Genomic DNA, 17,746 nt, shown 5'->3' with positions numbered 1-17,746 from the left:
CACATAGTTGAGCGTGTGTCATCTTTACTGCTGCCGACACGGGGTGTAGAGCCCCACGGGGATCTTTTTCCGGCCACTGTCAGGCGGGCGGTGCCGGGGTGAAACGGACAGGCAGGGTCCGCAGTCCGCGCATGATGAGCCCGCCGCGCCAGCGCAAGTCGGCAGGGTCCGCGTCGAGTTGCAGGTCGGGCAGCCGGGTGAGGAGGGTGGCCAGCGCGGTCTGGCCCTCCAGGCGGGCGAGCGGGGCGCCCAGGCAGTAGTGGATGCCGTGGCCGTAGCCCAGGTGCTGGTTGTCGCGGCGGCCGAGGTCCAGGGTGTCGGGGTGGGCGAACCGCTCCGGGTCGCGGTCGGCGGCGGCGAGGACCACCAGCACCGGATCGCCCGCGGCGACGTCCTGCCCGCCCAGGGTGAGCGGCCGGGTGGCGAACCGCCAGGTGGCCAGTTCCACCGGCCCGTCGAAGCGCAGCAGCTCCTCCACGCCGGTCTCCAGGAGGCCGCTGTCGCCGCCGGCCAGGGACGTCTGCAGCCGCTCCCGCTGGCCGGGGTGGGTGAGCAGGGCGTACGTGCCGTTGCCGATGAGGTTGACGGTCGTCTCGAAACCGGCGAACAGGAGGATGAAGGCCATCGCGGCGGCCTCGTTCTCCGTGAGGTGCTCGCCGTGGTCGGAGGCGCGGATGAGGCCGGAGATGAGGTCCTCGCCCGGGGTGGCCTCGGCGGGCAGGGCCTCGCGCTTGCGGTGGATCAGCTCGGCCAGGTAGCCGCGCATCTTCTTCACCGAACGGGCCACCCCGCCCCGGGGCCCCTTGCCGTGCCGGATCATCATGCCCGCCCAGTCCCGGAAGTCGTCCTGGTCCTCGCGCGGGACGCCGAGCAGGTCGCAGATGGCGTAGATGGGCAGCGGGAAGGCGAACTCGTGGATGAGGTCGGCGGTGCCGCGCGCCGCGAAGGAGGCGATGAGACCGTCGGCCAGCTCCTGCACGCGCGGCGCGAACTCGGCGACCCTGCGGGGCGTGAACGCCTTGCTGACCAGGCGGCGCAGCCGGGTGTGGTCCGGCGGGTCGATGTTGAGCAGATGCGTCATCAGCTCGGCCTTGCGCTCGCCCGGGATGCCCGTCTTGCCCTTGGCGTGCGCGGGCTCGTCGTGGTGGGCGGGGTTCTTGGACAACCGGGAGTCGGCCAGGGCCTGCCGGGCGTCGGCGTACCGGGTGACCAGCCAGGCCTCCACTCCGCTGGGCAGCCGGGTCCGGTGCACGGGGGCGTGCTCGCGCAGCCAGGCGTACGCGGGGTAGGGGTCGCTCGCGAATTCCCAGGTGAAGAGAGGGGGCGGGGTAGTGGCGGAGGAGGGGGTGTCCGGCTGGTCGTGCATGGGGCGACAGTAGTCGCCGGGGGTGCAAGGGCGCAGAGGTGGCGTTGTCGGGTGCGGGCCGTGGGGGGAGCCGGCCGCGCGGTTCCCCGCGCCCCTTCGGGGGCGCTTCAGGCCTCCTCTTCCTTCTCCTCCTCCATCACCTTCCCCGTCCCCTTCTGCTTCGCCATCTCCTTCTGCTTGATCGCGTCTCTGTAGGCGCGGGCCGCCGCTCGCAGGGCTGTTTCCGGGTCGGGGCCCTCCGCCTCGGCGCGGGCGGCCAGGGCCAGCAGTTCGTAGCCGATGCCCTCGCCCTGGGGCAGCGGTACGTCCAGCCCCGCCGTGCGCGCCCGGGACGCGAGTTTCGCCGCGAGGGCGAGGCCGGGCTGGTGGAGGGGTACGCCGTCCGTGACGGACGCGCGCTGCTTCTCCTCGGCCTTGGTGCGCCGCCAGTGCTCCTTGACCTCCTCCGGTGTCGCGGCGCTCTCCTCGCCGAAGACGTGCGGATGGCGGTGGATCAGCTTGGCGACGATGCCGGCGGCGACGTCGTCGACGGAGAACGGGGCCTCGGAGTCGTCCTCGGCGATCCGGGAGTGGAAGACGACCTGGAGCAGGACGTCCCCCAGCTCCTCGCGCAGTGCTTCCCGGTCGCCGTCCTCGATCGCCTCGACCAGTTCGTACGCCTCCTCGATGCCGTACTTCGCCAGGCCCTGGTGGGTCTGCCGGGACGACCACGGGCATTCGGCGCGGATGCGGTCCATGACCTGCACCAGGTCGAGCAGGCGTGCGCCGGGCAGGTCGTAGGAGGCGGGGAGCAGTTCCAGTTCCGGCATGTCGACGCGGCCGGAGCCGGCGAGCCGGGCGAGGCCGTCGGTGAGTGCGGGCTCGCCCTCACCCGTCGCCACGACCACGACCGTACGACCGCCGGCGCAGGCGCCGACCAGTTCCTCGGCGCTGGGCGAGGCCTGGGCCACGGTGACGCCCGCCTCGCGCAGATACGGCAGCTGCGGGTGCGCCCCGTCCGCGCACAGCACCCGGTCGGCCGTGCGCAGCGCCTGCCAGGCGGGCCAGGACAGCAGTCCGGGGGCGACCCGGTGGCTGGTGGTGAGCAGGACGATGCGTCCGGCGGGGGCGGTCCCGGTGGCCCCGGTGGTGTGGGCGGAGGTCGTGTTCACGCTTCGAACGTAACGCACGCCGCCGACGGCCCGAGGAGTTGTCCACAGGCCGGGGCCCGCGTACGCCGCCGGTCGGCAGGCTGTCCGCCCGGAGGCGGGGTGCGACAGGCCGTCCGCTGCGTCGCGGGCGCGCGACAGGCCGTCCCCTGCGCGGCGGGTGACGTCAGGCCGTCCGCTGCGTCGCGGGCGCGCGACAGGCCGTCCCCTGCGCGGCGGGTGACGTCAGGCCGTCCGCTGCGGCGCGGGCGCGCGACAGGCCGTCCGCTGCGCGGCGGCGTGCGTCAGGCCGTCCGCTGCGCGGCGGGTGGCGTCGAGACGTCCCGCAGCCACGGTGTCTTCGCCGCGACGCCGCCCTTCTGCACGTCCCATGCGCCGTAGCGCGGGTTCACGTCGACGTGGAGTTCGCGGGAGGCGGCGGACAGGGCGTTCCAGAAGGCCGGCCGGCTGGGGTCCGTGTGCAGTTTCGCCGCGAGCTTCTGCGCCTCGACCTGGAGGCGGAGGTTGTCGTCCAGGCGCTGCGGCGCCACCCCGTACTGCTGCAACCAGGCCGTCTCCAGCGCCTTGGCGCCGCCCGCCTGCTGTTCGAGTCCGGAGCGCATCGTCTGCACCTCCCGGCGGTCGGCGGTGACGCCGGCGTCCCGGGCGGCCCGGTCCAGGACCCGGTCGAGCACCATCTGGTGCAGGGTGTCCCGGTTCAGCGTGCCGGTCCGGGCGACGGCCTGCTGGTACTGGCTCTCGTCGGCCACCGCCGCCCGCTGTGCGCGGCGCACCTCGTCCACCCGGCTCTCCAGTTGCGCGACGGTGATCCGCTCTTTGCCCACGACGGCCGCGGCGCCGGGATGCGCCTGGCCTCCGCAGGCGGTGAGGACGGGGGCCGCGGCGACGATCGCGGCGGACAGGACGAGCGCGGTGCGACGGCGGCGGTGCAAGTGAACCTCCCGATTGGAGATTGTGCGACGGTGCACAAAGTCTTGCGGTGATCGATGGTAGGCAGCGGCCGTGCTCCGGCCAAGCCATTGGACCAACGATTCACCGCGACTTCGGGCACCGTCGCGTCACTCTCCGCCGCGCGCGAGCCCGTGCGTCGCGCCGCGAGGGGTCAGCCGACGATCGCCACCGGAGCGTCCCACGCGTCGCGGTCGACGGTGAGGGTGTAGCCGCGGCGCGTCTCCTTGCTGTTCACCAGGTACTGGTGGGCCCGGCTGTGGTCGGTGAACTGGGTCCTGCCGAAGGGCCAGTCCGCGGTGGTGGTCTCCTTCTTGTCCCACAGCGCGTACCAGAGGTTGCCGGGCAGGTCGGTCTTGTCGCCCGCGGTGGCGATGGCCTTCGCGCTGGAACTGGTGAAACCGTAGTAGCCCGCGCGGTAGGTCTTGGCCCGCAGTTGCTTGCCGAAGGCCCGGACGTAGGTCAGCACCGCGTCGTTGCACGACTTGTTCGTGACGTCGTACGGCTCCATGTCGAGGTAGATCGGGCTGCCGGCCTTCATGCCGAGCGCGGAGGCCTTGGCCACGGCGTCCTTGGCGTCGGCGGTGCCGAGGGAGCCCGCGTTCGAGGTGGTGAGCTTCTCCGGGCCGGCGCTCTTCTGGCAGGGCGGCTGGGCGCCGACGTAGAGCGGGACGAGCTTCCAGCCCGCGGAGCTGACCGACTTCACCCAGGAGGAGGTGAGGTTGGGCTGGGCGCAGCCGCGGTTCCTGCCGCCGACGTAGACGGCGGCGGCGCCGTAGTAGCCGTCGGTGCGCCAGGCCTTCATGGCGCTGAGCGAGGGCGCGGCGCAGGTGTCGAAGGCGCGGCCGGTGAACGTCTTCTGCGCGGGCCAGCCGGTGGCGGCCATCGAGGTCTGCGCGGCGATGCCGCCGCCCGCGACGACCGCGGCCCCTGCCACCGCCCAGGTGATGTACCTGCGCTTCTTGGACTGCCGGTGCTCGGCCATCCCCACCCCTGTGTTCAGTGCGTGCGCGTGTACTACACGGGCGCACGCGTGTGCTGGAGCGCGTACGGCGGTGGTCACGCGACGTACGTCCGCTGGAAGTGTCTTCAGGTCCCCTGGCGTGGCGCGCACGGTCGGTCCGCCGCTGCTTCCCCGCGCCTGAAGCGGATCGCACGGTAGCCGACGCCGGTTGCGCGAACGGGAAACGGGCCCCCTCGAACGCCCCACGTTTTCACCAAGCGTGTGCAAAATCGACCGTGTTGCCGATGCGCGGCACGGGGCTTCCAGCCGACTCGCCGGTCTTGACCGAGCGTTGATCCACTTCTGACCTGTCCATGATCTCCGGGTCCGACGGGCGTCATATGGTCCGGTGGCCACCCCCATGGCTCGTTCAGAAGGACTCCGATGCACCTCCCCTCCCGCGCTGCCCGCGTTCTCACGGTGGCCGCGCTCCCCCTGGTCCTGGCCGCCTGCGGCTCCTCCGGGGACACCAAGGCCACGTCGTCCTCCTCGGACACGTCGGCCGCCTCCCCGGCGTCCGCGGCCAAGGACCCCGATGCCGGACTGCTCACCGGCACCAAGCTGAAGAAGGCCCTCGCCCCGGCGTCCTTCTTCCCGTCCGGTTTCAGCTCCGACCCGTCGAGCACGCGGGACACCGGAGACACGTTCACGCCGCCGGCCACCAAGAGCCCGGCGAAGCCCGACTGCGCGCACCTGGACGCCACCGGCTGGGTCGATGTCACCGGTGTCACCGGGGTGTCGTTCGCGCAGAGCGACTACGTCGACAAGAACACGTCCGAGGAGATCTCCCAGGAGATCGACGCCTACCGCGGCACGACCGCCGCGAGTGTGCTGAAGGCCGTCCGGAAGACCGCCGCCTCCTGCGCGTCCTTCACCGACTCCGCCACCCACAGCACGGTGAAGACCGAGGGCCGGACCACGGCGGGACTCGGTGACGAGGCCTACACCATCACGCTGACCGACAGCGCCTGGGAGAACGGCACCACCCTCATCGCCGCCCGCCAGGGCACCAACCTGGTCACCGTGCTCTCCACCGACGGCCACGACAACGGTGCCGCCACGGCGAAGAAGCTGGCGCAGCGGATCGTCACGTCCCTGAAGACGGCTTCCTGACCGCTGGGACTCACGGGGGCCGTGCCCCTCGCCCCGTGGCTTAATCTTGCCCCCTGCTGTGTCCGTGCCCGACCGGGGCGGGCCGTGTGGGGGGATGAGATCGACGTGGAGAAACGCCTCGAAGCCGGCTGGTTCCAGCGGATCGCCTGGGTGGTCCTCGCCTGGGGCTCGCTGGGCATGCTGATGTGGGTGCCCTTCCTGTACGTGGCGATCCGCCGGGGGCGGGGCTCGGACTGGGGGGCGTTCGTCTCGTTCCTGCTGTACGAGTGCGTGACGGTGGCCTGGATCGCCCTCATGCCCGATCAGGGGCGGGACGACCTCTTGTTCGGCTTCGTCATCATCGGCTGCATGCTCGTGGCCGCGCTGATGCTGCTGTTCGCCGTGTTCGACAAGCGGTCGCCGCAGGGGGCTCCGCCCTCCTACGGGCCCGCGCGGGCGGCGGCGCCGGGGCCGTACGGGTATCCGTACGGTCGTTAGGCCGCGTTCAGTTCGCACCAGACGACCTTGCCGCGGTTGCCCTCCCTGGCCAGCGACTGCCACCCCCACAGGTCCGCGCAGGCCTTGACCAGCGCCAGCCCGCGCCCTTCCTCCGACTCGGCGACCTCCTCCAACGGCACCGGCGGCTCCGGCGGGGCGGGGTCCGCGTCCCAGGCCCCGATCCGCGGCACGCCCGCCGCCCAGCGCACCCGCAGGGCGGCGGGCCCCTTCGTGTGCCGCACGGCGTTGGAGACCAGCTCGGTCGCGAGCAGCTCGGCCACGTCCACGAGCCGGATCAGACCGTGCATGGTGAGGATGAGGCGGAGGGTGCGGCGGCTGACGGCGACGGCGCGGAGGTCGTTGGGAAGGTAGAGGCAGTACTCCCAGGGGTCGTTGGGGGCTTGGCTGTTTTCGGGCATGGGGCGACTCCGTTCGTCGGGTGAGGGGTGCGGTTCCTGGATTCCGCAGCGGTGTTCGGGCGGTGGCATTGCCGCAGCCGTCATGGCAGGACGGAGCGGTGCGCTTCCGGTGCCCCGGGGTTTCGCAGGGTGTGCGTCGCGTCACCGACGGTAGGTCTAAATCTAGGGACGAAGCAACCCGGTCGCGTAATCTGACCCCGAACGAGTCACGTCTGCCAACGCGTTAGGGGTCCAGTCGATGGGGAAGAGGGCCGAACCAACGGCACGCCAGTTGCGGCTCGCGACCGAACTGCGCAGGCTCCGCGAGGCCGCGGGCCTCAACTCCCGTCAGGCGGCGGCACTGCTCGGCGTGAACCCTGCCCAGATCACGCACATCGAGTCCGCACTCGCGGGCGTGAGCGAGCAGCGGATCCGACGTATGGCGTCCCATTACGCCTGCACGGACACCGAGTTCATCGACGCACTGGTGGCGATGGCCACGGATCGGACACGCGGCTGGTGGGAGGAGTACCGGGGACTGCTGCCCACGTCATTCCTCGACCTGTCGGAGCTGGACCATCACAGCTCGTTTCTGCGGGAGGTGTCTATCCTGTTCGTACCCGGCCTCTTGCAGACGGAGGACTACGCACGTGCCGTCTTCTCCTCCCGGGTGCCGGACCTCACGCCCGAGGAACTTGAGCTGCGCGTCCGCTACCGCATGGAGCGCCAGGCGATCAGCACCCCCTACGAGGTGATCGTCCACGAGGCGGCACTGCGCATCAGAGTCAGCGACCGCGCCACATCGAGGACCCAGCTCAGCCGACTCCTCGATCTCTCCGAAGCGGACCACGTCACCCTGCGCGTCATCCCTTTCGATCTGGACGGCTTCTCCAGGGCCTCAAGCACCATGACGTACGCAGGTGGCTCGGTGCCCAAGCTCGACACAGTGGTACGCGACGCGCCCCACGGCTCAGTCTTCGTCGATTCCGAAGCCCAACTGGACGCCTATCGAACGCGTTTCCGTAAAGTGAGGGATGTATCGCTCGAACCCGAGCGGTCCCGCGACTTGATCCACAGGCTGACGAAGGAGCTTTGAGGCACCTATGGCCACTCACGACAACTGGCGGAAGTCGTCCTACTCCGGCGAGGGCGACGGCAACGCCTGCGTGGAGATCGCCGCCTCGCCCACCCACACAGCCATCCGCGACTCGAAAGCCCCCGCCCGAGCCACCCTCACCTTCGCCGCCCCCGCCTTCAGCACCTTCCTCGACGCCCTCAAGCGCCAGGCGCGCTGAACCGGGCCGGCGGCCGGCTCAGCCGCCGCACTGCTTCAGCATCATCTGCTTGTCCGCCGTCGTCACCGGCAGCTCGTACTTCAGCGAGACCTGCGCGAACCGCACGCTGTACGCGCACCGGATGCCCTTGTTCGGCGGCAGCCAGGTCGCCGGGCCTGAGTCGCTCTTGGAGCCGTTGGCGGGGCCGTCGACCGGGAGCAGGTTGAGGGGGTCGTTGGCGATCTGCTCGCGCTTCTCCTTGGGCCAGTGCGCGGCGCCCATCTGCCAGTCGTAGGACAGCGGCATCACATGGTCGATCTGGACGGTGGTCGCGTGCGCCTTCGTCCACTGGATCGTCTTTCCGGTGTACGGGTCGTGCAGGGTCAGCGCCACGAGCACGCAGTTCGATCCCTTGCGGAAGCTGACGTCCTGCCCGTCGCGCTTGAGTACGTCGTCGCGCGTGTCGCAGCCGTTGTGCGCGAACGGCACGCCGTCCACGGAGTCCATCCAGGCGTAGCCGAACTCGTCCCGCTTGTACCCCGTCTTGGGCCCGCGGCCCTTCGTGGCCACCGTGCCTATGAGCTTGCGGGCGGCGGACAGGTCCGAGTCACTGGCCAGCGGTGCCAGGCCCGGCTTCGTACCGTCCGGGTTGGCCAGCGGGCTGACGGAGTGTCCGTCCGAGGCCGGGGCCGGTGCGCCGCTGCGCGTGGCCGGTCCGGCGCTGTGCGCGTCGTCGCTCTTGCATCCGGCGACGAGGGTGAGGGCCACGGCGGCGCACGCCGCCAGGCCACCACGCACGAGCGGACGCCTCACCGCACGGCCGCCCACCCGCTCCCCGGCACCCCGACACACCTCTACGCCCATGAGCCCTCCCCTTGCCTTGCCTTGCGTGACCCGCCCCTGGTGCGTGCGGGCCTGACTTACCTGTGCCCACGGTAACCAGTAAGTTGCGCGCCCCAGTTGGGGCGCACAGAGGCAAAAGGAGCGAAAAGGGCGTATCGCGTGTGTTACGACCCGAGCACCGAGGCCAGGAACTCCCCTACCCAGCCCAGCAGTTCCCGGCCGACCAGCGGCTTGCCGCCGACCTTCGCGGTCTTCGGGCGGGGCACGAGCACCTGGTGGGTGGCCGGCTTGAGCAGCGAGCCCGGGTAGAGCCGCTTGAGGCGCAGCTCCTGGGACTCGCGCAGCTCCACCGGGGCGAAGCGGATGTTGGCTCCCTGGAGGACGATCTCGCCGACCCCGCAGGCGCGGGCGAGCATGCGCAGCCCGGCCACCAGCAGCAGGTTCTCCACCGGTTCGGGCAACTTGCCGTAGCGGTCGGTCAGTTCCTCGCGGACGGCCTTGATGTCCTCCTCGCTGTTGGCGGATGCGATGGAGCGGTAGGCCTGGAGGCGCAGGCGCTCGCCGGGGGCGTAGTCGTGCGGGACGTGCGCGTCGACCGGCAGCTCGATCTTGACCTCCAGCGGCGGCTCCTCCTCGATCCCGCCGGTCTCCAGCTGGCGCCGGTAGTCCGCGACCGCCTCGCCGACCATGCGGACGTACAGGTCGAAACCGACGCCGGCGATGTGGCCGGACTGCTCGCCGCCCAGCAGGTTTCCGGCGCCGCGGATCTCCAGGTCCTTCATCGCCACGTACATGCCCGCGCCCATCTCGGTGTGCTGGGCGATCGTGGCCAGGCGCTCGTGGGCCGTCTCCGTGAGCGGCTTCTCCGGCGGGTACAGGAAGTAGGCGTAACCGCGCTCGCGGCCACGGCCGACCCGGCCGCGCAGCTGGTGCAGCTGGGAGAGACCGAAGTTGTCGCCGCGTTCCACGATGAGGGTGTTGGCGTTGGAGATGTCGATGCCGGACTCGACGATCGTCGTGGAGACCAGCACGTCGAACTTCTTCTCCCAGAAGTCCACGACGACCTGCTCCAGCGCCTGTTCCGACATCTGGCCGTGGGCGGTGGCGATGCGCGCCTCGGGCACGATCTCGCGCAGCCGGGCCGCCGCCCGGTCGATGGACTCCACCCGGTTGTGGATGTAGAAGACCTGGCCCTCGCGCAGCAGCTCACGGCGGACGGCCGCGCCGATCTGCTTCTCCTCGTACGGTCCGACGAAGGTGAGCACCGGGTGGCGCTCCTCGGGCGGGGTGGTGATCGTGGACATCTCGCGGATGCCCGTCACGGCCATTTCCAGGGTGCGCGGGATCGGGGTCGCGGACATCGTCAGCACGTCCACGTTGGCGCGCAGCTTCTTCAGCTGCTCCTTGTGCTCGACGCCGAAGCGCTGTTCCTCGTCGACGACGACCAGGCCCAGGTCCTTGAACTTCGTCTCGGAGGAGAACAGCCGGTGGGTGCCGATGACGACGTCCACCGAGCCCTCGCGCAGCCCTTCGAGGACCGCCTTCGCCTCGGTGTCGGTCTGGAAGCGGGAGAGCGCCCTCACGTTCACCGGGAACTGCGCGTAGCGCTCGGAGAACGTGCCGAAGTGCTGCTGCACCAGCAGTGTGGTCGGGACCAGCACCGCGACCTGCTTGCCGTCCTGGACGGCCTTGAAGGCGGCGCGGACCGCGATCTCCGTCTTGCCGTAGCCCACGTCGCCGCAGATCAGGCGGTCCATCGGGACCGTCTTCTCCATGTCCTCCTTGACCTCGGCGATCGTGGTCAGCTGGTCGGGCGTCTCCGCGTACGGGAAGGCGTCCTCCAGCTCGCGCTGCCAGGGCGTGTCGGCGCCGAAGGAGTGCCCGGGGGCCGCCATGCGGGCCGAGTACAGCCTGATCAGGTCGGCGGCGATCTCCTTGACCGCCTTCTTCGCGCGCGCCTTGGTCTTGGTCCAGTCGGCGCCGCCGAGGCGGTGCAGGGTGGGCGCCTCGCCGCCGACGTACTTGGTGATCTGCTCCAGCTGGTCGGTGGGGATGTACAGACGGTCGCCGGGCTGGCCGCGCTTGGCGGGGGCGTACTCCACCACCAGGTACTCGCGGGTCGCGCCCTGCACGGTGCGCTGCACCATCTCGATGTAGCGGCCCACGCCGTGCTGCTCGTGGACGATGTAGTCGCCCGCCTCCAGGGTGAGCGGGTCGATGGTCTTGCGGCGGCGGGCCGGCATGCGGGCGCCGTCCCGGCTCGCGGTGCGCTGGCCGGACAGGTCGGTCTCGGTGAGCACCGCCAGCTTCAGGGCCGCGTCGACGAAGCCGTTGTCGATGCAGCCGCACGCCACGTGCACCACGGAGGGGGACACCTCACCGAGGTCCGCGTCCAGGCGGGCCGCGATGCCCTCGCCGCCCAGCACCTCGACCGTGCGGGCGGCCGGGCCGTGGCCCTCGGTGACGTAGACCGTGCGCCAGCCGTCGGCGAGCCAGCCCTTGGTGTCGGCGAGCGCCTTGGCGGTGTCGCCGCGATACGTCTCCGGGGCGTGCATGCCCAGCTTCAGCGTGTCGGTGTCCTCGGCCGCCTCGTCGGCGGCGAACGGCGACACCGACCACCACATCATGTCCAGCTCGCGCGCCCGCTCCCGGACGTCCGCGATGGACCACAGGGAGGCCGCGCCGACGTCGATGGGCGCCTCGCCTCCCACCCGTCGCCCACCACCGCCCTTGCCGGAGCGGACTTCGTCCGCGCTGGACATCGCCGTGGCCGCCCAGGACGCCTGGAGGAACTCCTGCGAGGTGGCCACCAGGTCCGCCGCGCGCGTGCGCACCCGCTCCGGGTCGCACACCACGGCCATCGCGCCCTTGGGCAGCACGTCGAGCAGCAGCTCCATGTCGTCGACGAGGACCGGCGCCAGGGACTCCATGCCCTCCACCGCGATGCCCTCGGCGATCTTGCCGAGCAGTTCGCCCAGCTCCGGGTGGCGCTCGGCCAGGGCACGCGCACGCGTGCGGACGTCCTCGGTGAGCAGCAGCTCACGGCAGGGCGCGGCCCACAGGCCGTGCTCGGCGACCTCCAGGGAGCGCTGGTCGGCCACCTTGAAGTAGCGGATCTCCTCTACGTCGTCGCCCCAGAACTCGATGCGCAGGGGGTGTTCCTCGGTGGGCGGGAACACGTCGAGGATGCCGCCGCGCACGGCGAACTCGCCGCGCTTCTCCACCAGCTCCACGCGCGCGTAGGCGGCGGCCGCCAGGGCCTTGACGATGTCGTTCAGGTCGGCGGTCTGCCCGGTGCGCAAGGACACGGGTTCCAGATCGCCCAGCCCCTTGACCTGCGGCTGGAGCACCGAGCGGATGGGTGCGACGACGACGGAGACCGGGCCGGTCTCGGGGTCGTCGAATCGCGGGTGCGCCAGGCGGCGCAGCACGGCGAGGCGGCGGCCCACCGTGTCGCTGCGCGGGCTGAGCCGCTCGTGCGGCAGCGTCTCCCAGGAGGGGTACTCCACGACGCCCTGCTGCGGCAGCAGCGAGCGCAGGGCGGCTGCCAGGTCCTCGGCCTCGCGGCCGGTCGCCGTCACCGCGAGCACGGGGCGGGCGCTCTCGCGGGCCAGGGCGGCGATCGCGAAGGGGCGGGCGGCGGGCGGGCCGACGAGGTCGACGTGCGTCCGATTGCCGTCCGTGGCCGCGGTGATCGCTTCCGCGAGGGCGGGGTCCTTGACGACGGCGTCGAGCAGACCGTGCAGGCTCATGGAGGGGCTTTCCGTCCGGGGGTGGGCAACGCGAAGGGCCCGGCTCGGGATGCGGGCCGGGGGTTCCTTCAGCGTACGACGCCGGGTGCGGGAGTGGTGGGGCTGTGGACAACGTGGTGGCGTCGAACGGGTGTCCGGCGCGGGGTGGCTGGGCCTTGGGGTTTTCGTCCCCGCCGCCCCCTTCCCTCCCCTCCCCTCCCCTCCCCTCCCCTTCCCTTCCCCCCTTCCCGACCCGACCCGACCCGTGCCCGGGGGCTGCCGCCCCCGGACCCCCGCTTCAGCCTGGGCGGCCTCGTCCTCAAACGCCGGACGGGCTCGATGTACGCACCCGGGGGGCGGGAAGCCCCCATGGCTTCCCGCCCCCCGGGCGGCTTTCCCCGTGACCCCCGTGCACGAGGGGTCCTGTCGCGGTCGCTAGTCGGTCGCGATCGCGTTGAGTACGTTCATCCGGCCGGCCCGGAAGGCCGGGATCAGCGCGGCGAACAGGCCCACGAAGGCCGAGCCGACGAAGACGCCGGTGATCGTCGGCCAGGGGATGTCCAGGACGCCCAGGCCCTCCAGGGCGAGCAGCTTCTGCGCGGTGGCGCCCCAGCCCATGCCCAGGCCGAGGCCGAGCAGCGCGCCGAACAGGGCGATCACCACGGACTCCATGCGGATCATGCGCCGCAGCTGCCGGCGGGACAGGCCGATCGCCCGCATCAGGCCGATCTCCCGGGTCCGCTCGACCACCGAGAGGGCCAGGGTGTTCACCACACCGAGCACCGCGACGATGATCGCGAGGGCGAGCAGGCCGTAGACCATGTTCAGGAGCTGGCCGATCTGGTCCTTGAGCTCCTGCTTGTAGTCGGTCTGGTCACGCACCTGGTACTGCGGGTACTCCGCCAGGGACTTCTTCAGGGCCGCGTACGCCTCCTTCTGCCGGCCGTCCTTGGCCTTGGCGAACATGATCACGTTCGCGGGGACGCGGTTCTTGGGGACGTACTTCTCCATGGTGGTGATGGACAGGTAGCGGGCGCCCTTGTCGAGGGCGGTGTCGTCGCTGGTGATGGCGGCGACCTTGATCCGGGCCGTCCTCCCGCCCTTGAAGGCGACGCCGATGGTGTCTCCGACGTGGACTCCGTGCGCCTTGGCGTAGTCCGAGCCGACCGACATGGCGTCGGGGCCGTAGGCGTTCTTCAGGGTGCCCTCGGTGACCGTGCGGCGCACGTCGTCGGCGTAGGACGGGTCGGCGGCGGTGACGTTGTCGTCGACGCGCTTGCCGTCCGGCGAGGTCAGGGTCGCGTCGACCACCTTGTAGCGGGTGACGTGGTCCAGGCCCGGCGTCTGCCGCATGGCCCGCTCGGCCTGCGGGACGATCCGCTGGTTGCCCTCGACGATGAAGTCCGCGCCGACCGACTTGTCCAGCTGGTCGGTGGCCGAGGCCACCATCGAGGAGCCGACGACCGACAGGCAGGCGACCAGCGCGAGACCGATCATCAGGGCCGCGCCGGTGGCGCCGGTGCGGCGCGGGTTGCGCAGCGCGTTGCGCTCGGCCATGCGGCCCACCGGGCCGAAGGCCCGCAGCAGCACCGCGCTCATCACCCGGACCACCCCGGCCGCCAGCAGCGGACCGATGACGACGAACCCGATCAGGGTCAGGACCACCCCGAGGCCGAGGACCGCCGAGCCGTCGCTCGCCTTGTCCGCGGTGGCCGCCGCGTACAGGGAGGCCGCACCGGCGCCGGTGAGGACCAGCCCGATCACGGCGCGCACCCAGCCCGCCCTGCCGTCGGCCGGCGTACCGGCGTCGCGCAGCGCGGCCATCGGGGAGACCTTGCCGGCGCGGCGGGCCGGGAGGTAGGCGGCCAGGACGGTGACGACGATGCCGAGGACCAGACCGGCCACCGGGGTGGTCGCCTTGATCGTCAGGTCGTCGGTGGACAGCTCCATGCCCGCCGCGCCCATCAGCTTCATCAGCCCGATCGCGATGCCGACGCCCGCGCCGACCCCGAGGACCGAGCCGACGAAGCCGAGCAGCAGCGCCTCGACGAGCACCGAACGGTTGACCTGCTTGCGGGAGGAGCCGATCGCCCGCATCAGGCCGATCTCCCGGGTGCGCTGGGCGACCAGCATGCTGAACGTGTTGATGATCAGGAAGATGCCGACCAGGAAGGCGATCCCGGCGAAGCCGAGCATGGCGTACTTGATGACGTCCATGAACGAGCCGAGGCTCTTGCGGTTCTCGTCGGCGTTCTCCTTGGCCGTCTGGATCTTGTACGCGGCGGCCCCGGCCCGGGCGGCGCCCAGCGTCCGCGTCACGTTCTGCTTGAGCTGCTCGTCCGAGACGCCGGAGGCCGCGCTGACCTCGATCTGGGTGAACCGGCCGGCGGTGCCGAGCAGTCCGCCCTGGGCGGTGGCGGTGTCGAAGTAGACGACGGAGGCGCCCGGGTTGGTCACCTTGAACGTGGCGATGCCGACGATCCGCGCCCTGAGGTCACCGGTCTGCGCGATGGTGCGCAGCTCGTCGCCGAGCTTCAGGTCGTGCTTGTCGGCGGTGTCGGCGTCCACCATCATCTCGCCCGGCCCGTGCGGGGCGTGCCCGGAGGTGATCTCCATCGACTTCAGGCTGCCTGCGGACCAGTTGCCCGCGATCGTCGGACCGCCGTTCGAGGAGCCCATGTTCTTGTTGTGGCTGTCGACGACGGTCACGTTCGACGAACTGACCCCGCCCTCGGCCGACTTGACGCCCTCGGCGTGCCGGACCCGGTCCACCGCGGCGGCCGGCAGCGTCTCGGGCACCCCGTTCGGCGGGCTCTCGTCGCTCTTCGCGGTCTTCGGCGAGACGGTCACATCGGCCGCCGTCACCGCGAACAGCTTGTCGAACGTCGTGTTCATGGTGTCGGTGAACACCAGCGTCCCGCAGACGAACGCCACCGACAGCAGCACGGCGACCGCGGAGAGCGCCATGCGTCCCTTGTGCGCGAAGAAGTTGCGCAGGGAGGTCCTCAGGACGGTCATGACGTACGCCCCCGGGCGTCGAAGTCCTTCATGCGGTCCAGGACCTGGTCGGCCGTCGGCTGGTACATCTCGTCGACGATCCGGCCGTCGGCGAGGTACAGCACCCGGTCGGCGTAGGAGGCGGCCACCGGGTCGTGCGTGACCATCACGATCGTCTGGCCCAGCTCGTCGACGGACCGGCGCAGGAAGCCCAGCACCTCGGCGCCCGCCCGGGAGTCCAGGTTCCCGGTCGGCTCGTCACCGAAGATGATCTCGGGGCGCGCCGCCAGTGCGCGGGCCACGGCGACCCGCTGCTGCTGACCGCCGGAGAGCTGGTTCGGCCGGTGCTTGAGCCGGCCGGCCAGACCCACCGTCTCCACCACCCTCTCCAGCCAGGCCCGGTCCGGCCTGCGTCCGGCGATGTCCATCGGCAGGGTGATGTTCTCGATCGCGCTCAGCGTCGGCAGCAGGTTGAACGCCTGGAAGATGAAGCCGATCCGGTCCCGGCGCAGCTGCGTGAGCTTCTTGTCCTTCAGGCCGGTTATCTCGGTCTCGTCGAGGTAGATCTGACCGCCCGTCACGGTGTCGAGTCCGGCGAGGCAGTGCATCAACGTGGACTTGCCGGACCCCGAAGGGCCCATGATCGCGGTGAACTGGCCGCGGGCGATGTCCACGTCGACGTGGTCGAGGGCGACGACCCGGGTCTCCCCGGACCCGTACGCCTTCACGACCTGCCGCGCCCGTGCGGCGACGGCCGTGGGCCTTCCAGTACCCCCGTGCCTGGGAATGGTCACAGCCGATGTCACGGTAAGTCTCCTATGTCGTCTTGCTTCGAGCAGGGCGGTGCGCGTCGATGGGTCGTGAGCTGGGGGCGGGGCCGGCCGCCCCGCGCGGTGTGCGGGACGTGCGCCGGACACGACGACGAGTCTGCTGTGCGCATGCCCCCCGGCGCGCTGGTGCTCAGCGCAGTCTTCCGCTGGGGAAAACCCCACCCCCGTCGGTGCGGTCCGCCGCCCCCCAGCGGCGTAAAGCCAGATTAAGGACGGCGCCCGGCCGTCTCGTCCTCCGTCGGTACGAACCCTCCCCGACCCGAAGTACGGACCTCCCCCTAGGGGCTCTCCCCCGGCAGGCGGAGTCCGTCTCAGGGTTGTCTCCACCCACCGGCCCGCCGAGTCTCCACCCTCCCGCCGCGTGAGGGGCAAGGACGGGAGGGGGGAGACTCGGCGGGCCGGTGGGACGTCTGTGACCGTGGGTCGCGGCCTACTCCGCCCGCGCACGCCCCGTCAGCGCGGTGATGTCGCTCTGCACGGTGTCCATCTGCGCCCGTACGTCGTCCCAGAGTTCACCGTGCTCGCGCAGCACCTCCTCCGTCTCCCGGGCGATCCGCTCCGCCCGCAGCCGTGCCTCGTCCAGCACCTCCGCGGCGTGCGCCCGCGCCTCCTCCGGCGCCCGGCGCGCCGCCTCCCGGGCCTGAGCGAACGCCTGCTCCGCCGCGGCCAGTGCCGCCTCGGCGGCCGACAGCCGCCGGGCGTGGTCGGCCTCCAGCGCGGCCAGGCGCGCGCTCCCCTCCCGCTCCGCCTCGGCCAGCCGGGCGCAGTGCTCACGGGACTGCTCGGTGAGCATCCCGGTGGTGCGCCGCCGCACCTCCCGCAGCGCGGCCAGCGCTTCGCCGCGACGCGCCTTCACCTCACGGCGGACCGCGATCCGCAGCGCGTCGGCCTCGGCCCGCGCCGCGAGGAGCCGCTGCCGGGCCCGTTCGTCCGCCTCACCGCGTACGGCGTCGGCGTACGCCCGCGCGTCCCGGAGCAGTCCCTCCGCGTACGTGCGCGCCGCCTCCACCGTCTCGTGCGCCTCGCGCCGCGCCCGCTCGCGCACCGCGCGCGCCTCCTGCTGCCCCTGCTCGTGCAGCCGCCGGGCACCCTGGCCCAGGGACTCGTAGGTCTGCTCGCCGAGGCCGGCGGCGGTCTCCCGCAGGGCCGCCAGCTCGGCCTCCATGTCCTTGGCCAGGACGGTCAGCCGCGCCGCCCGCTCCCAGGCGGCGTCCCGGTCGCCGAAGAGAGCGTCCGCGTAGGCGTTCACCTGCTCGGGACGGTAACCGCGCCCCCGTGGTGCGACCGCAAAACCGTGGAGCGAGACCGATGACGCCGCGCTGCCCATCCTGAACCCCTCTCCGTTGTGCACCGCCGGACACCGCCGAATGGATGCGACACGATGACTGCGCGCACATCCTCAGCTATAGGGACGAAATGTTCATAACGCGACACTCCGGATGCACGTCCGGCCGAAGGTGAACAGAGAAGTGAAAAAGGAGAAGGGAAGCGGACAGAGAAGGGAAGTGCACACAGAAGGGCCGGGGGGGGGGGGGGGGGCCGGGCCCCCCCCCCCCCCCCCCCCCCCCCCCCCCCCCCCCCCCCCCCCCCCCCCCCCCCCCCAAAAAAAAAAACAAAA

Annotated in this window: 14 protein-coding genes; 4 read left to right on the top strand and 10 right to left on the bottom strand. The window is 71.5% G+C overall.

Annotated elements, in window-relative coordinates; all coding sequences use genetic code 11:
- Window positions 1-79: 79 nt before the first annotated feature.
- The 4 genes from AB0G56_RS32860 to AB0G56_RS32845 form a co-directional block, all read right to left on the bottom strand.
- Complete coding sequence (locus AB0G56_RS32860; protein WP_360976763.1) at window positions 80-1,366, bottom strand: cytochrome P450; 1,287 nt, start codon at window positions 1,364-1,366, stop codon at window positions 80-82.
- Between the two features lie 107 nt (window positions 1,367-1,473).
- Window positions 1,474-2,517 carry a nucleoside triphosphate pyrophosphohydrolase gene (locus tag AB0G56_RS32855; protein WP_360976760.1) on the bottom strand — a complete coding sequence of 348 codons (1,044 nt, stop codon included), beginning with the start codon at window positions 2,515-2,517 and terminating at the stop codon, window positions 1,474-1,476.
- Between the two features lie 281 nt (window positions 2,518-2,798).
- Complete coding sequence (locus tag AB0G56_RS32850; protein ID WP_360976758.1) at window positions 2,799-3,446, bottom strand: SurA N-terminal domain-containing protein; 648 nt, start codon at window positions 3,444-3,446, stop codon at window positions 2,799-2,801.
- Between the two features lie 170 nt (window positions 3,447-3,616).
- Window positions 3,617-4,447 carry a glycoside hydrolase domain-containing protein gene (locus AB0G56_RS32845; protein WP_360976754.1) on the bottom strand — a complete coding sequence of 277 codons (831 nt, stop codon included), beginning with the start codon at window positions 4,445-4,447 and terminating at the stop codon, window positions 3,617-3,619.
- 402 nt (window positions 4,448-4,849) lie between these two features.
- On the opposite strand from AB0G56_RS32845, the gene AB0G56_RS32840 reads away from it, so the two are divergent.
- Both AB0G56_RS32840 and AB0G56_RS32835 read left to right on the top strand, forming a co-directional pair.
- Complete coding sequence (locus AB0G56_RS32840) at window positions 4,850-5,578, top strand: hypothetical protein (protein WP_360976751.1); 729 nt, start codon at window positions 4,850-4,852, stop codon at window positions 5,576-5,578.
- 105 nt (window positions 5,579-5,683) lie between these two features.
- The gene (locus tag AB0G56_RS32835; RefSeq protein WP_360976748.1) at window positions 5,684-6,055 is read left to right on the top strand and encodes a hypothetical protein; all 372 of its coding nucleotides are present in this window, start codon (window positions 5,684-5,686) and stop codon (window positions 6,053-6,055) included.
- Here AB0G56_RS32835 and AB0G56_RS32830 read toward each other — a convergent pair.
- On the bottom strand, window positions 6,052-6,474 hold the full coding sequence (locus tag AB0G56_RS32830; RefSeq protein WP_360976745.1) for an ATP-binding protein: 423 nt from the start codon (window positions 6,472-6,474) through the stop codon (window positions 6,052-6,054). The genes AB0G56_RS32835 and AB0G56_RS32830 overlap by 4 nt on opposite strands.
- 238 nt (window positions 6,475-6,712) lie before the next feature.
- Here AB0G56_RS32830 and AB0G56_RS32825 point away from each other — a divergent pair, with 238 nt between their 5' ends.
- Window positions 6,713-7,549, top strand: a complete 837-nt coding sequence (locus AB0G56_RS32825; protein WP_360976742.1) for a helix-turn-helix transcriptional regulator — start codon at window positions 6,713-6,715, stop codon at window positions 7,547-7,549.
- 7 nt (window positions 7,550-7,556) lie between these two features.
- Window positions 7,557-7,748: a DUF397 domain-containing protein gene (locus tag AB0G56_RS32820; RefSeq protein WP_360976739.1), complete on the top strand. Its 192-nt coding sequence runs from the start codon at window positions 7,557-7,559 to the stop codon at window positions 7,746-7,748.
- Between the two features lie 18 nt (window positions 7,749-7,766).
- Here the strand turns inward: AB0G56_RS32820 and AB0G56_RS32815 are convergent, their stop codons facing one another.
- From AB0G56_RS32815 to AB0G56_RS32795, 5 genes are all read right to left on the bottom strand, one after another.
- On the bottom strand, window positions 7,767-8,540 hold the full coding sequence (locus tag AB0G56_RS32815; protein ID WP_360976736.1) for an HNH endonuclease family protein: 774 nt from the start codon (window positions 8,538-8,540) through the stop codon (window positions 7,767-7,769).
- A gap of 194 nt (window positions 8,541-8,734) precedes the next feature.
- A complete protein-coding gene (gene mfd / locus AB0G56_RS32810) occupies window positions 8,735-12,322 on the bottom strand; it encodes a transcription-repair coupling factor (protein WP_360976733.1) in 3,588 nt (1,195 codons plus the stop codon).
- 414 nt (window positions 12,323-12,736) lie between these two features.
- Window positions 12,737-15,319, bottom strand: a complete 2,583-nt coding sequence (locus AB0G56_RS32805; RefSeq protein WP_360976730.1) for an FtsX-like permease family protein — start codon at window positions 15,317-15,319, stop codon at window positions 12,737-12,739.
- Window positions 15,316-16,104 (bottom strand): ABC transporter ATP-binding protein, encoded by a 789-nt coding sequence (locus AB0G56_RS32800; RefSeq protein ID WP_360976727.1) that lies wholly within the window; start codon window positions 16,102-16,104, stop codon window positions 15,316-15,318. Before AB0G56_RS32800 ends, AB0G56_RS32805 begins: the two co-directional genes overlap by 4 nt.
- A 454-nt stretch (window positions 16,105-16,558) precedes the next feature.
- A complete protein-coding gene (locus AB0G56_RS32795) occupies window positions 16,559-17,455 on the bottom strand; it encodes a cellulose-binding protein (protein WP_360976724.1) in 897 nt (298 codons plus the stop codon).
- Window positions 17,456-17,746 lie beyond the last annotated feature (291 nt).

The organism is Streptomyces sp. NPDC021356, from assembly GCF_040641015.1.
Classification (GTDB): Bacteria; Actinomycetota; Actinomycetes; order Streptomycetales; family Streptomycetaceae; genus Streptomyces.
Note: the sequence above shows the minus strand (reverse complement) of the source record. Positions and strands in the feature narration are given on the sequence as shown.